Here is a 17,204-nt window from a genome sequence, read left to right on the forward strand (position 1 = left end):
CGTAAGCAGCCGCTCCGCGTACGGGTGAAAATGCATACGAAACCGATAGAGCAGCCTTCGGGAATGGGTAACGATGTGGTGAGGTACGCGTTCCCTTTTGGTAACTATCCAATGTCCAACTGAAGCGTACTGCGTGTCGAGCAACCCATGAAATGTTTCAAACGGTTTCATTTGAACGTCTCCCGAAAAACCCGCTTGTCCATAACAAACTCGTTATCTAACATCCTTGCCCCGGCAGTCGTATTGATAATCTTCATCGCGTGGGTGCTCGTCTTCGTTTCGGACATTGCATTTGCGCGAACACTGCCGCGTGAATTGAAGAGTCCCTTACTCGTTTGCAGTAGAACATTATTCTCGAACATCACATCACGATGTCGCGCCTCCTTTTTCAAAATTCCTAAATCACTGGGCACCACCTCCACTTGCCTTTCAAAATAGGGTTTGAAGTCAAATTTTATGCTGGGGTGTTCCTGCACATATTCTTCTGTTGTCACGACATACTCCTTCCAGTCGTGAACGGTTTTTTCAGCCAGGGAGGGCTCGACAAAGAACGTGTGAGGAGCACCTTGATCCTCGTAGAAGAATGGCGCGATCAAGGGCCCGATGGGATCCATAAGAGGCTTCATGAGCTCGTAGGTGCCCAAATGCCATCCTTCTAGATTCCACCATAGTTCACGAAGGCCGCCGTCCTTCTCTTGATAAACCACGTGTTGGGTGCCCTGCTTCTCGAACGAATAGCCTGCCGGGTTTCGACGAGCTTCCGGTGCTTTGCTAACGGCCTGGGTCAATATGTTTTCCCGCCATCCAAAGAGGGTCCACCAGAGTTCATGAATCTGTTGATCCTTGCCTCGGTAAACCACGTGTTGACTACCCTGGCCCTCAAACGCATACCCCGTAGGATCCCCATCTGCCTTACCATACCCCACACCAATTGCAATATGGTTCCAGTTCCCCGCAAATCCCCATAGCTCGTGTACAACGCCTTCTTGGTCTCGATAGACGACGTGAAGCGTTTTTTGAGAAAGAAAAGCATATGCCCCAGGTTGGGCATCGGGGGCAGGAACCGGCGCTCCGCTTGTGGCCGTGATATCGGCATGAGTCCAAGCTACGCCGGCAGGATCGCTTTTAAGCTCGTGTACATGCCCATCGGTTCCACGATAAAAAATGTGCCGGCTTTGCACAGTCGTCACATCGTTGATCATCTCGCTCATTACAAAGCCCACGGGGTCGCTGGCTGCAAGGGGAATTGACCCCGAGTTGAGATGTTGATTCGTCCAACTTGCAGGTGCCGCCGCTTCCACTGCTGAAAAAATCCTCCCATCTTGAACGCGATAGACGACTCCCCGGTCTGGGGTAAAGATTCCACCTAGCGGGCGGCCCACCGGCAGATCCGCCTCCGAGGTCGCCTCGTACAGCGTTTCAACCTGCCACCCCGTTGTCCCGTTTTGGTCCTCATCTAGCCCTGGGGAATCCACAGATGACCAGGATAGCTCCAGCACCTTCCTTTCAGTGCAATAGGCAATGCAATGCATAAACTTCTCATCCAGAGGGTAACCATGTGGATCACTCACTGCCGGTTCTGCTTCCGCCTCTGCAGTGGGTGTAGAAAGAAACCACCCATTCAGAGTCCCCCAAACGTCATGTATATTTTGGTCGGTACCCCGATAGACAACGTGCTGCGCGTCTTGATGAGCAAAGACATAACCGCTGGTGTTACCCGCGGCACGCGGAATAGTAGAGTTGGGGTCAAGTCGGATTTCGTTACTGGGAAAAAGCAATCTGAACTCTCCACCTTGATCAAGTATCGAATATTTGTTGGGTGCACCCGAGTTGGGAGCGGGAACTCCATTATCTTGCGTTACATCTGAAATGAATGAAATGGAGAGAGGCGAGGATCCAACCCACTTTGATGCAGATGGTGTCAATCCGCTCACAGGGCCGGGAATAGAAAGGTTGCCACCTTCGACAAGCTTAGGAGGAGCCAGCTTGCTGATCATCACAAACTTCTGTGACTTCTGTTCTTTTGCGTCGTTGTGTACGAGATGGAGTTCGAGAATGTCATCACCTAGCTCTTCCGTTTCCCTTGTGTCGACCTTTACATGAAGGGAAAACTGACGCCGTAACTCCGGGTCGGAGGCGCGCTTATTCGCAAACTGACGCGCGTTCTCGAAAGTTTTTGTAGCGGAGCGGTTTGCCCATTTGCCTTGCACCTGCTCGACCCAATTCAGTTGAATCTGGATCGTTACAGCTGGCTTGACATCACCCGTTTTAGTTCCACGCATCCCTTCAAAAGTCATATCCGAACTACCCGTACTCTGTTCTGTTTTCTCTAGAAAGGTTACCCAAAAAAGATGCATTCGGCCACGCCATATTGTCAAGGCAAGATGTTCGCCCTCTATCTCGGTATCCAGTGGCTCCCATGGTGTCCACATACGATGCGAGCACTGACGATAAAAATACTTGTGGGGCGCGTGTTGCGTTCGACCTATTACATGCACCGTGGCTCCGTCCGCACTGACACCTGGCTCAAAATACATCGTCATCATCTCGAGGCGTGCAATGTTTTGAAGACCTTGAAGGTAGGTATGCAGTGCAGTACGTACCAGATCATCTGATACATCCCCTTCCAGGAGTGCTCCCTCCAGCTCGCGGAAGAGGTGTGTTTTATCGTCTCGGAACTCTTGATCAAGCCAGTTTTCGGCCCAGCAGTACATCTTTCTATTCACTTCCCATACCCGGTAACGGCACATCCACTGCCAACGCTTTGAGTCGATGATGCTGGGAACGACCTCATCTTCGAGGCTCATAAGGCACCTCTGGATAAAAAGCTGTACCGATGAAATAGCGAGCTGGATGCGAGATGCCAGCACGGGCGGCTCCGTGCCGGGGTCGAGTAACAGACGCTCAAGGAGCTGTTCCTGCGTTGCACCGTAGGGGCTATTGGGCAGGTTGACCAGATGAGCTACCAGCGCATCGCGTTGTTTCTTGCGCAGTTGATCAAAAATTGGCTGCACTAGCTCGCGCCAGGCAGACGGCGGATACCGTCCTTTAAGGGCAGCACGTATTTTTGTAGCCACTGCGGCATCGACCGGCTTCCGCGCCCACTGAATAATGTCAGCTGGGCGCAAGTTCAACCGAACTAATCCAGTTATCGCGTTGGTCAACCGGCGCAACTCATCTCCGGTTGACAACCCGATCACCTGATAGACCGATATGTTGCCTTCAGTACTTTTCGTAATGTTGTATCCCAAGGCGTCACGAGTCGCCTGCACAAATTCCACCTCCCGTCCAGTTAGCGCTACTAATGCGTCGTTTAAATCGGATTCAAAAACGGGCTGCTTGTCAGGATCATCAAATGTTCGCTTCGCTGCTTGAAGTACATTCACAGCTCGATCACCCGCGCGGTAATATACTCGGGCGGCGGCGAGATCAACCCATGTCCAGATAGTCGACAAAATAGCTTTCGCGGTCTGGTCGTCCGTAACGGGAATGAGCGGCAACCCCTTCAATTCCGCCGCGCCCGATAGCGATCGAACATAGTTAAGTTCTGCTTCGCTGATGTCGAGAGTGACAAGCAAATCGAGCGCCTTGCGTAAGCGAAAGGTCGCCGCTGTGAACCGCTCATAATTTTCCACGGCCACACCGGTGGGGATGGCGTCCCCTTCAATCGACATCGTACCTTGCGTTGATAGCGTAAGTTCGAGCCGGTACCGTTTCCCCACTTCAATCTGCAAAAGGTCGAAATTACCATTCTGATGCGCGATCTCCCGCATGTCCCCGTCGACTCCGAATCGAAGCCTTGGGCCAGAATCAGGTGAAGTTAATAACTTGTAGGACCCGGCTGCGGTAAACCAGACATAAAAAATCCATCTAGTTCCGGCATTCGGCAACGATTCAGTTCGCGTCGTCATGCTTTCAATAAGCGGCTTATGGGCAGCTGGATCGGTAAGAATGCCTGTGACAAGCATCGTGATCAGGGCTTCAGACGTACCCAGTTGCGCGGAGAGGGTTTGGAGAATGGCTAACCGGTCTCGTTGCTGAGCTTCTTCATGTTTCTTTGTTACTCGCGGAGTAGGGTCCTGAGGAAGTGGCTCAACCTTAGGCAGTGCGCTGAGGGCAGTAAGCAACTGATCCGCTAATGTTGCCAGCGCCTCTGCCTGGACTGATTGACCCAGCTGTCGGCAAATTTCCTCAAGTACATTAATGCTTAAACCGGCCTCTTGTATGGTTTCCACTTGCTTGATAAAGGCAATAGTCTCAGAAAACGGAATATCTTCTTTCACTTCCTGAAAGGGGGCGGCACTAAGGTCACGCATGGGCGCGTGCGCCGACAGAGCTAGGTAAGACAGAAGGTTACTCACGCTCATATCCAATGCTTTCGCTAACACTGAGTGACGTATCAGAATGGACAGATTCTCAATTGTCAGCTTCGGATTTGTCATGCCCGTCCTCACAAAGATCTGCCTGATGTCCTCATGTGATATTTGCAAGGCCTGCGTTACCACGTCGATGTGGTCATCGACGTTCCCTGAAGAACCTTGCAGGTAACGCCCGAGTGGGTCATCGAAAACAGAATCACGCGAAAGCACGCTGTTGTTTAGAAATAATCGTTCGTACAGGTTGGAGAAACCTGTTGTCGGTACTGGTGACCACAGCAGAAGAAGTTCTTCGAGGGTAGCGCGATTCTTGGTTCTAGTCCCTATTTCGTGGAGGTGTGCGAGATAGATCAATGCACGGTGCATACTCGGTCCCCAGTTGTCCAGTGTCAATGCGGTCACATTGGGGCGGACAAAAGCGCGTAGAGCGCTATCTATGGTGGCCAAGTCCCATCCGAGTTTTTTCTGAAGCCGTACAAATGCGTTAAGCTTGACAAACGCTAGAATGAGGGCGGATGAGTTGTTAGCAGGTGATTTCGCAAACGCAACCGTTGTCTTTGAGAAATCGCTTCCACCATCAGGCGAGCGCAACAACAATACATTTTCTCGAACTTCATCGTTCCATAACGATCGGATGTCTTCAGGTTTAATCTTTAGCGTCTTGACGCGGGCCTCTAACGCTGAATGCTCTGTCGGGCTTAATGCAGTCTGGTCTGTCGGATTGAAATAACGCTCGACCTCATCCGGATCCAAGTCTAACTTGTGTAGGACAACCAGATTACCCAGCTTCGGATTGACAAATTCGGTCTTGAAGAGCTCAACCAATTCCTTATATGTCACCCCCAGACGCCGTGCGAGAGTCTGGGCATTCCCCAGTTCGGCAAGGGCAGTGGCCTCATCCGTATATCCGTAAAGCAGGTACCAGGGATAAGCCCCTGTGAGGACGCCGATATCGGCGGGGCCGAGCCCTAGTCGCTCAAACCAGACATCGACCAATCCCTCAGCGTTTCCGGTTGTTCCCCACAGCTTGCTGGGACGCCCAATTACTTCCCGAAGCTTCCATAATGGCATGTCCAGCTGTGTTAGAAACGCGCGGACCATTTCCAGCGGTAGATCGAACGGCAGTGATAGGGGATAGACCAAGGTGTTCAGACCGGGTTTTGCCCCCCCAACATACGCTTCCCACGTGATGTTTTGTGGCTCAGCAATCAGATCTTTCGAGGTTGACGTCCCGGTATCAAATGCCTTGATTCCGCCAAAGCCGCCAACCACCAGCAGTTCAAGTATTTCATTCACGATATCGATATAAGGCATCGGCGTGTTCGTGTTTTCACACGTCAAAGCGATATTTGGAATATCAGGGCGCCTTGCTACAAGCGCGTCAAAAGGCTTTTTATGGGCCGGCTCGTAATCATTCTGCTGATCCGCTTGCGCCATCTTCCACTGCATCTTCTGGGAACCCCACTGAGGTTCCTTGGGATCAATAAAATGCAAAATATCCACGAGATAGGCCGCAGGGCTTAAGACTGACTTGCAATGCTCGCATTCGCAATAATCAACGCTCCCGAAAAGTACCTCGAGGGTGGGATATCGGCCCGTTAGCTTCTCCTTTGCTTTGGCGACCTGGGCATCCCGTTTAACCTTCTTTCCGCTCACACTATCCATTGGAGGCGCAACATCCAGCCGCTTCGCGCCGGCAAAGACATTGAAGACGGTCGCCGATTGCTGTTGTGCTTTCCAGTAAATGAGGGGGATTTCACCCGTCGCGCCGATTTCCGGTCCCACTAGATTCACAAAGTCCCGGTAGGGTAAGGCGGTGATGTCATAGGCTGATGTAAAGCCCTTTTTGCGGAGAACGTTGAGAGCTTTGTCGGAGGGCGATAATGAATAGAGGCGGTGAACAGATTTAACTTCGTCCAGCGCCGCTTTTTTCTCCGCCGGCGTCTTGTCGGGGAGTAAATTTTCTTCGCCGTGTTCCTTTATAAAACTGCTGATCGCTGTCTGCCCCAGTCTGAAACCTTTAGAAGCAGCGCTACCTAGAAATGCTTGTACACCCGCTTTTGCTTCCGAGGAAATGCCGTCCAAATCGCCCCGCTCGAGTTGCCGCATGGTCACGCGGTTGCCGTCCATCTGCCGCACGCGCCTCGCGAGTTCTTCGCTGTACGCCTGAAGCCTTGCCTGATTGTTGAGACCAGTAAATGCGGGCGGAACGAGGCTGCCAATGCGAGCGTCGTAACCGTTGGCGAGAGCCGAGATTTCCCTAACCCATGTCGCTGCCTGATCAAAGTCGAGCTCGATGAGCTTTAGCACATCGCCCGATCCAATTTTTTCGAGCAGCCACGTCGTTAATTCGGCATTATTAAGCGTGAGATAGGCTAGCTTGCCCTGGAGTTGTAATGTCGTGATACCCTGCTCTGAGACGCCTGCCTGTTTCGCACGTGACCAAAGGTTCTCACCGTTGCCTTCCTTCAGGATGTTCGTAAACGCAGTGCGATCCTCGGGCGATACAGAAGCGCGAGCGACAAATTCCGAAAGGTTAGAGAGTTTTCCAGGCGGGATAAAATTAAGAAATTCGGTTTCCGCTAAGGCTTTGAAGGCTTTTACTCCAGCTTCCACCGCTGATCCGTCAATAATCCCTGCTTGCACTGCCTGGTTGAGGGCGGTTTCGACAGTATGACGGCTGATTTTAGCCAGCGTCTTCGGGGTGGCTGGCAAACCTGCGCGGTACAGCGCGTAGAGCGCATCCGCTGGCATTTTGGTTGTATCGGCGTGCTGGTAAGCCAGGGAAGCAAGCACAAGCGCTCGCCCATCCCAGTTGGTCGTCGCAGCAAGGTCACTGATATCGCGACGACCTCCACGCTCAATCGCGTTTTTCAGTATCTCTGGCTGCTGCAGCCGCGCAGACAAGGCCGTTTTTAGGCGCGCAAACTCCGGTTGGGGTGGCTGAAGTTTCCCTGGTGCGATAAGGTCAAGGTTTTCCTCGGTGGCAGAGTTAAACTTGGTCTGGGAAAGCTGGATTTCCTTTCCGTCTGATCCGACAGCATGCACTTCGAAGTTTGCTGCTTCATTTGCGTAAGGTATCTCGTATTTTCCGTCCTCGTCGGTTTCAACCTCCTTAAGCAGCGTTTGCGTACCCCCGAAGCCGCGTTGATACAGTCGTAATTTCAGTTTTTCTGCTGGGACGCCATAGGTTAGAGCGACACGACCCTTAACCACCCTCTGCCCAGTTGAAGCTTGGACAGCAGGAGCAATTTTGCCCTGGACGTCGGCAACTGCTTGGGCAGCCTGTGCTAACGGAACGGCCCCCGCTGTCGACTGAGCTGCGGCTGCTGTTTTTGATATGGCCTGACCAATTCCGATACTGTTGGCTAGCTGAAACTTTCGAACAGCTTCCAACGTTCCCGGACCGAACACTTTTTGTTTTACTTCTTCTGGCGGTACAACGAATGCTTGCTTTTGAAGATCCTCATGCAATCGGCTGACCTCATCGCCAACGTTCCCAACCGTGAGTTTATCAATAAGCTCGTGCTTCTCCGGGGTTGCAATCAATGGCGATACAGTGCTTATTGGCCCGCCCAGAAGTTCTTGCTCTGCCCGAGACCAGTTTTCTTCCGAAGTCCCACCTTGTCCGGACATATAGATCTCGTAGGCTTTTTTAGTAATCTCGTCGTGACTGGCAAGCTTTTCCACGATAAGTCGAACTGTTCCTGGGGTGCCTGACGATATACCTATAGTGCCAATGATGCTGACCGCTTTTTGATCCAAAGACAGATCGGGTAGCGTCACCTCGACGAGTATCGTGCCCTCCTGCGTGACGAGCAACCATGTGTCACGATTCCTTTCAAGAGTGCCCTTCGCATAGATTCTTGAGCTTACAGTCATGGTGACTCCTCTTATGAAAATCTAACAGATGGGCACGAGTTTCTCGGGTATCAAGAATTGACCTTCCAGCATCCTTGTCTAAAGCTTGCGGTAAATTGCAACCGATTGTTTGGTTTCGCCTTTCCTAAGGCTGGGATCGGAAAATTCAATTACTTAAGAATTACGGTAGGATTTGTTTCGAGTAACATTGATGGAAATACCTTTTGCGCGATTCTTACTTTGCCCACGTCCGCGAGTACAGCCTCGTTAATTTCTTTCCATGTGGCTTTGTTCCAGCCGACTTCAGTTGAATTGCTCATGGACTTCTCCATGAGAGGGTTTGTTGTTTAAAATTCTTGCTTTTTCCTGTTGTTTCTATAGCCTTCCTGCGGACAATTTCGATTACGCTTGATACATAGATCGAGGCGGTTCACCTAGACTTATAGCCTGTAGGTTCATGGTGCGAAAGGTCGCCAGCCGAACACATCCAATTTTTCAATTATTTCGATATCATCCGCCGATGACCCGAAAGTCGTCTCGACTATGGCCTTTCCGACCGCTCGGTGCACTGGGTCTGGAATGACTTCTTCGGCTAAAAAGGTACCAACCCCTATTCCTAAGCCAAGGCCAACGGCTCCTGCGGCTACCCACGGACCTGCGACAGGGATTTTTGCCACAACTCCGACGACCGCAGCACCCACAACTGCGTTCTTAACTATCTCACCCCGCTCCTCGTTGCTTTTCGCCTTCGCAAGATCATATGCAAGCAGGGCGATGCCAACGCCGCCCGCCGCCTTGCCGAGAAAACTTCCGCTTCCCCTAGTACTTCCCCTGAGTGCAAATCCACCCTGCTTAGCTCTCGCGCGCGCACGGAACGTAGCTCCCGTTTTCGATCCGGACGGCTTTGGCGCTACGGGCTTGGGCGGAGGCGGTGCGCCTTTCTTCCGCGCCTTTAGCAAAGCCTTTGCATGAGCTCTCGCCGCTTTTGCTTCTGGTGTCTGCCAAGGGCTGCGCTGTTTTGGTGCTCCCGCTTCTTCAGCATTCTTTCTCGCTTCTATTAATTTTTTATGTTCCTGTTCGCTGGGTCGTGCGAAGGTTTTTGGATCAGTTTCCTCGTATGCATTTTTGCCGGCTGCTTGTGCTCTTTTATTGCGTGCTGTCTGCTCCATTCTTTCCTTACCAGATCTTACAAGGTTTGGGCGTTCGAATTCGGGAGTGCCCGTTTGTTTCGTTCCAGGCATTGAAACCCCAAGGGCTTCTTCATGTGAAATATGATAATCGCTTGCAGACCTGCCAAATTTTCTCATCATGCGCGCGCGATTTTCCTTCGCAATGTTCCCCATTTCTTTGTCATACCCGCGGTTATCTTTACTAGCATCGATTGGTGGGGCCGTGATAGGAACCTCCAAAACAATGTCGGGCTCTGCTGGAGCATTCACGCTGGGGCTCTTAGACGATCCCTCTTGCCAAATATCGTGTTTATCGACCGGCGCAAGACCATCTGGATCTATAAGACAAACCGGTGACCCCGCGGAGTATTCATACGAATTCATTCCGCCAGCAATTCCTGCCGGATCAGCGGCTATCCACCTTCCTAACCACCCGGCGTAATATCTAGCCCCATGATAGCTAAGCGACGTTTCCTCATCCCGTTCCTTGCCAGTATATTGATACCGCTTCGGCGTATCGGTTTGATTACGTGCAGCCTGATACGCGGTCGTGCCATAAGGATGATATTCCTCATAGGAAATTACCTGAGCCTGATTGGTCAACTCCAGCATCGCCGAGCCTAGATGATTGCCAAGCTGAAACCGAATGAGTTGCGGCAGTGCTGGATCACTACCAATTAGCCGAGTCCTTGTTTCTATCAGCGCGACGCGCTGCTCGTCATCCATCACGTGCAATGTCTCGCGCTCAAGTGTGACGGACTGTCCACTGTACTTGCGGTACACTTCAAACTCACCTAGATAAATACGCTCGTCTTTTGGCGTGTCGTTTTGCGTTTCGGTCACCTTGCGCACTCGCTGACCAGTCCCATCATAGACGTAGTACGTCTTCTCCCCGGTGCCGTTGTTTACAACCTGTTGTTGCGACGTAAGCAGTTGATCATTGAAGTCCCAGTCCATTTTTGGCAGGTGCGGCATGGCCGTCATGTTGCCGTGGTCGTCGTAGGTATACTTCGCGCTATAGCCCGGCGCGGCCGCGTAGAACGACAGCTTAGCCTCGGCCGGTGATCGGGTTGCGAGCAGCCGGTTGCTGTCAAGAGCGTACTGATACCAGCGTGACCAGCGTTCCGTTCCACCGCCGTTATGATGCAACCCCAGGATGTTGCCTACCGGGTCGTATTCGTAGTCCTCGCGATATCGCTGGAGGGCTTCGGGGCTATTTGGAAAGGGTATGCCAATAATGGGGTCGAAATTTTTGGCATTGCGCTGCACATTATTCTGAACCGCATGCTCCCGGCCCTCAGCGTGGATTAAACGGTAAAGGGCGTCATAGATATAGGCATTGCTGGCATCTACGCGCGAATTCTCAAAGAATACCGTTTGCTGGGCCGCGTCGCGGATTTCAATAATATTTCCAATCGGATCGTAGGTGTAGGAAAGGTCCTGCAGCGTACGCTTGTCGGCTTCGGGATATATCGGCCGGGCGGTGAACAGCCGAATCAGACGAAATTTTTCCTTATCATAGGTGTACTCTGAGACGATAGGATGGCCTGCCCCGTTGTATTCGATGCGCCTGCGTTGACCCTTGGCGTCGTAGTCGATGTTTGTGACGGCCTTAAGATTTGAGGTAGCAGGGTTCAGCAACTCGGTTGGTTCCGCCTCTTGTTCAAGCCAGACGTCCACCCGTTCGAGCAGGTTCGCCTCATTGTAGCCCGGGCGGATTACGTTGAATTTGACGTCCGGTTGGTCACTATGAGGGACAATCAGTTGAATCGGGCGATTTAAGGCATCGTAACGGATGCTGCTAGCGAAAATTTCTTCCTCCAGAGCCGGAGTTTGCGACCAGTCGGGCGTACTCTTGTAATCCTTGGCCAACTGACGTGTGCTCCGCAGGGGATTACCTTTGAAATCGAACGCTTCATCACCGCCGGTAACCGGCTTGCGGCCGGCGCTGATAAGAACGCCCGCGGTGTCGTAATGTTGGTACGGCTTGCCGCGCAAATTGAGTTTGTTTGCATCGCCCAAGCCGTTTGTAGGCGTATCGCCATAAATCACCTTCTCGAACTGGATCACGCGGCCTGGATTTAAGGGATCGGCCCCCTTTACGAATGAACTTATCGGGCGGTGCAGGGCATCGTAATTGGTACGAAAAGCGTGGCCTCGACTGTCCCAGGCTAGCAGAGGCTTACCAGCAGCATCATTTAGCATCCACCGATCACCGGCATCCATGCTGTGCTGGAACAGCAGGTTTCCGGCGATGTCGTAACAAGGGACAAAGCCTGCTAAAGGATCGTCGGGTTGGTTGTTCTGCACGGGGGGTGCAACGTATTGCATGACGAGATTATTGCGGGCGTCCCGAATCCACAGCGGCTTGCCCTCGGCATCTAGTCTAGTAAAAGTGATATATTTCTCATCCTTCAATATCTCAGTGGCGTCCTTTACACGATTGTGAGCGATGACGATCACATCACGGCCAAGGCTATCGAGTATCGTTAGTGAGGGGGTATTGCCGTGTGCCTCAACTGCCTTTGCGGCACTGACATTTTCTGGCGTGTTAAACTCTGCAAATCGTGAATTCGACGGATCCATGCGGCGCTTATACCAATCGCTGCGTTGGGGAGAGTGCGGATCAAACGCGGTATCGTTGGGGTCGTAGGTTTGGACGTGCCAAGGAGAGAAGTCGACGCGACTAAAGCTTCCGTCGGGCATTTCGTTACGCATCGTGCGCCCGAGAGCGTCATAGTAGATGATTTGAGTTACGCCTTCTTCCTCGGATTTTTCAAATCTATGTTCTGACGAACTGAAATACGGCTCGTACTGTTTTACCGGTTTGCCCTTATTGTTAAAAATGGCCTTGCCGCTGGCGACCCAGCGCATGGGCTGCCCGTCTTTTTCAGGTTCCGCCTGGACTTTCTTTACCACCACGCCGCCCATGCCATCCGAGTACTCGAAACTCGCTTGCAGTGGACTTTGTTCCCCTGGCCCAAGCTGGGCCACATGTTGTTCGCGTGCAATAGCACACGCGCAGGCCGGGTGCCGACCCCATCGAGTTACGGAAGTGCCGTCTGGAAGTTTTTCCTCTACCTCCCCGAAGTAATAGATAAGGCGAGAGGTCGCATTGCCTAGAAACCTCCGGGCCTGGGCTTCGTCGTACGGTTTTACTTCAACAAAAAACTTTTCGAGCTCTTCCTGCTTCGGATTGGCCAAGGCATCGTCAAATCCCCAGAGGTTATCTCCTTCGTCACCTTTGCCTTTCAGTACCATTGCAGCGGGCAATCCCAGCACATCGAAGAATACCTCGGACAGGTTATCGTTGATATCCTTCATTTCACGTGGTGCCAGCACACGAAAGTCGAAGTGCGTAACATGCGTAGTGTTGGTCATCGCGTCGGTGGTGGACGCTATGAACAGGTCGCGGGCGTCATATTCCAGCGTGGTCGTGTTTTCGAAAGAATCGGTATATCGCTCCGGCAGGTAGAAGTGGTGCGCGGCATCCGGAGCGAAACCGGCTGTGCCAGAGCGAATCCAGTACTGTCCGGCCAAATTAAAAAGCGGTACATCGGGTGGTATCGCTTGAAATCGATTAATGAGATCGGGGCCACTGAGGTAACCACTGACTTTTGCATCCCGAAGTATGTCTCGTGCTGTCTTGGCGCTATTAATAACGTCATCAAGCTTGTTTTTCCCCGTTGAGTCCCTGAATATGGCATCGAGCAACGTATCGTTGAGAGCCAGTTTGTATGCTTCGTAAGTCAGGCCCAAACGGCCGAGTTGGCGGAATGGCAGGGGATCGACGAGGTTTTCGTTAAAAAACAGCGTTCGCGCGTGTTCGATTATGCGTTTTTGAAAAGCGCTGCGATCGGGAATCGTTTCGTAGGAAATATCTTCCACTGAAAGAGGCTCAGCCTCCGTTGTACTGGGCACATAAAACGCGCTCAGTCGTAGCCTTCGCAGTTCCTCTAGCCTTAAGTAACCAGTGACAGCCGAATCGGGAATGATCAATTCGAAGCTCATCTGCTCGCAAGGCAGCCGCAAGCGATAATTGTCCAGTTTTACGCTCTCATCGTCCGAAACGAAATCTGCCGTGAACCGGGTCTCGGTGTAGGTCAAGTGCCGCTCCAGTTGTACCTCGTGGATACGCCGTAGACCGTCAATACCTAGGCTCTCATCCATGAATTTTCCGCGACGAGGATAAACCGCGGCCACCGATTGCAGGAGGTTGCCGTACTCGTCGTACTGAAGGTTCAGGGTGTGGGCAATACGCGGGTCTGGCTCCGGTTTATCCGGCTTGAGATCCAGCTCATACTGGTAGGTGATGGCTTCACTCTCGGTTACCAGAAACACAGCATGTGGATTGATCCCTTGACCTTGCAAAAGACGAATGTGGCAATTGTGATAGGCAGTGGAGAATAATTTGACGGGGCGATGTTCGCCATCTTTCAACGCTCGTACGTCCAGTTCACACACTTCCTGGCGCAGTGTCATGCCCTTGCAAGCACGCAAGGCTTCCCGCCATTCGTCGGCACTTAAATCATCCGCCGCGAGGTCAGGCTCCGGCAGAGGATTTTCTCCGAAACCGCCCAGCAAATTGGCGTCGCCCCGTCGTATCTGCTCGAACCAGTTAGGGAAATACTCGTCTTCGAAAAGCGATAGGATGTGAGGGCGATCTCGCAATACCCCTGTGTGGTACCAGGTCACGGTTTTAACAGGCGGCTGATATAGCCGTCTATCTTGAGTGATATAGGGGCTTGCGGTATTTGCTGACTCAAAGATTCCGTAGTCTTCTACGTCGATTTGTTCGACTCGGCCAAAGCCACGGAACTCGCGCTCCCGCCCATCAAAATAGCCGTGGTGGTAGGAATAGGTCGTAGAGAACGAAGTCTGCCGCCAGTTGTCAGTTACCGTCACTTTTTCCACACAATGCACGGGGAAAGGCAGTTTTGTTATCCAAGGTTTTCCGGCCTGCTTGTCTGCAAGATAAAATTGCGTTGAAGGCGCGTAGGAGATTCTGGTTTCCGCACCGAGGTTGTTCGCCGTCTTCATCAGCAAATGCGGTTTTTGTCCACCCATCAAGTCGATATATCGCATGGGACTACGCGTATCACCAGGCAGTGGCGATGACCACATCAGGCACGCGGTACCGTTACCAAGCAGGTCCACGGCGCTAACAGACGACAAGTCGTCGACGCGCGGAAAGGAACTAATGGTGCGCAGTTCGCTCCACGCGTTGCCGGACTGATTGAAGTACAGATGGGCGCCCTTGCTACCCAAATAAACCATGTCGACTACGCCAGAACCATCTATATCTGCTAGACGAATGCGTTTCTGGTTGAATTGATCGGGTGCCTCAAACCAGGGAGAGTTGTCCATAGTGACCTTGCGGCCAAAACGAGCATAGCCAAGATTGGGCCAATAACACACTTCGCCATTGCGAATACGGACTAGGTCGGTAAGGCCATCGCCGGACATATCCGCCAAGTAGACGGACTGCGTGCCATCAGCAAAAACGAGTCGCGGGCCTTGTTCCTCATCGATAGCTTGGCGCACCTTTTCGCCTGGCCCAAACCCCGCCTCCGCCAGGGACGGGTACCAGGCGAATGCTTCATCCTCGGTTATCAGGATATCGGCGTGACCGTCTCCCGTAAGATCGATAAATTTGAGATTAGGGTCGTTCCACGCAAGGTTAGGCAATGAGGTAAACGAGGTAAAGGTTTCCCAATCATTATTTGTCGTGCGTTCAAAGAAGCCGGGAAGGGGGCCGTCAAATTCGACGACATCGAGTTGACCGTCGCCAGCCAGATCTAATAGCTGCTGGCCGCTGCTCAGCCTTGCTGGAGCAGGCATGGTGGCGACTGTTTCAAGCGGAGAGAAGCGCGCAACCGTTATCTTCTTTCCATCTTGGTCGATCACCGGCAGCGCGCTCTGGTTGCGTTTATAAAACCAAGCACCAGCTTGCTCCGTAAGAATGCCCGATAAACCCTCTCCGTCAAGATCTATTAACTGATAAGTATTACCGTCCAATCCTTCCGGCAGGTTTTCAACACTCGATGCATCGACTTCACGAACCGTCTCATCAATGACCGCTGCGCTGTACTCGAAATCTACAGGCGGAAGGGCTTTCTGTAGATACTGCCCATTGATGAGCTTGTAACCTGATTGAGTTACACGGGTAATGAAGGACGCGTTGTCGTCTTCACGATATGAAAAATGTGTAGCTCGAACCAGATAATCTGAAACCGCAAGTTCTTCCTTAAAATGATGAAACATAAGTACGCGCCGGCAAAGGCGGTAGGTGCGGACTTCGAAACAAGAACGATAGGATGAGAACGGGTCCCGACGAATATTCCAATCGTGCTGATCATCAGTATAAAAAACCTGTTTTATATCCCCATTCGCCGCTTCCTCATAATGTTCACCGTAATCGAAAACCACTTCGAACATCCAGTCCGTACGCTTTGATAAATCCTCATCACCCTTGCGAGGCAACACGTTTCCGTACTTGATTCGCTTTATATACCGGTTGGCGCTTCTGCCCTGATCTTCCCGGTTTGCTTCCTGTGCGCTAAATTTTTCCACTCCCTGCGAGTTTTCTTTTTTGTATTCATAGCGGATAGCGTTGCCCCTATCGTCATAGCTCTCACATATTAGCCAGCTAAAGATGCGTGTGGGGTCAATTGGGTCTGCAATACGACTTTCTTCAGTCTTGCCATACCAGGTCGTGACATTCTCCCTTGAGATGGAGCGCCAGAAGGTGTCTTTCCGATCGGCGTCATTGGTCCACCGTTCGATACGTGCAAAGAGGCCTTCAACCCGAGGACGATATCGCTTGATTCGATAGGTCGCACCGTCGACTTTTCGCGGATTTAATCTCTCCGGCCCCCACTGCCCCGGTGCGGATTCGACCAGAACAGGAACCAGGTCCTCCGCACCTGAGAGAATGAAGACATCCGATTCCTGTTCATCCCCGTCGCCGTATTGCGGGAGCCCTTTGTCGGTTTTTCGAGTAATGGAAGGGCTTGAAAGACCCCAGCCTAAGCCGAACGGTCCGTTGCCAGCGCCAGAATCATAGGAAAGCGAGAGTTGAGGTCCGAAGCCCGACCGGCCCGGAGAGGTGGCGATCGGCACAGACATCGTCCCAGTTCCGGTCACCGGATTCGACGCAAATTTCTCGCCAATGCCACGGATGGCGCCGCCACCTTTGGGAAGCGATATGGTTGGCGCCGAAACTTTATCCTTATCTTGCTCTTGGGGAGAAGATGGGAATTCAGCGGCTTTCTTGTTGGTAAAATCGGAACCCATTTGCGCCTCTAGTCGTCTGCCTGGGTTATTGGTCGGAACATCTGCTCAGGCGATTACGGAAAAAGCCCGATTTTTCTTTGTAGTCCATAAAGGAGCAAAATCAAGGATTATTTCTTGGAATGGATGGCGGTGAATTGGGCTAAACCAAAAGGTTACCGATGAGCATCAGAAAGATATATTGCCCGATGACTGACGGGGGGGACGGACCTGGGCTACCTGAGGGCCCCATACTTCAAGTATCTGGTACGCGACGTGGGTCCTTGCTTGCATTTTGGTTCCGCCCAATGCTGGCTTACATTAACGCGGGGCAAACCCTTACAATATTTGGTCAAGTTATACGGATCGGAGGTGTGCTTCTTGAAGGATAAACTCATCTCGAGTTATGGAGGCATGGTCGAGTGAATAGCGCATAGGGATTCAAACTGGATTCAAACCTTGAGGGGGTGGAGCAAGAAAGCGAAAAATGCTAGTTGTTCTATAACTATTAAAGCCCGACGAAAAA

At 52.0% G+C, this 17,204-nt stretch carries 3 protein-coding genes; all 3 read right to left on the reverse strand.

Features of this window, described 5'->3' with window-relative positions; genetic code table 11:
* Positions 1-167 precede the first annotated feature (167 nt).
* Positions 168-8,258, reverse strand: a complete 8,091-nt coding sequence (locus tag R5L00_RS13895) for a neuraminidase-like domain-containing protein (protein ID WP_317652399.1) — start codon at positions 8,256-8,258, stop codon at positions 168-170.
* A 149-nt stretch (positions 8,259-8,407) separates the two neighbouring features.
* Positions 8,408-8,557, reverse strand: coding sequence for a hypothetical protein (locus R5L00_RS13900; RefSeq protein ID WP_317652400.1), 150 nt, complete (start codon positions 8,555-8,557; stop codon positions 8,408-8,410).
* A 135-nt stretch (positions 8,558-8,692) separates the two neighbouring features.
* The gene (locus R5L00_RS13905; RefSeq protein WP_317652401.1) at positions 8,693-16,702 is read right to left on the reverse strand and encodes a SpvB/TcaC N-terminal domain-containing protein; all 8,010 of its coding nucleotides are present in this window, start codon (positions 16,700-16,702) and stop codon (positions 8,693-8,695) included.
* Positions 16,703-17,204 lie beyond the last annotated feature (502 nt).

It is taken from the genome of Nitrosospira sp. Is2 (assembly GCF_033095785.1).
Classification (GTDB): domain Bacteria; phylum Pseudomonadota; class Gammaproteobacteria; order Burkholderiales; family Nitrosomonadaceae; genus Nitrosospira.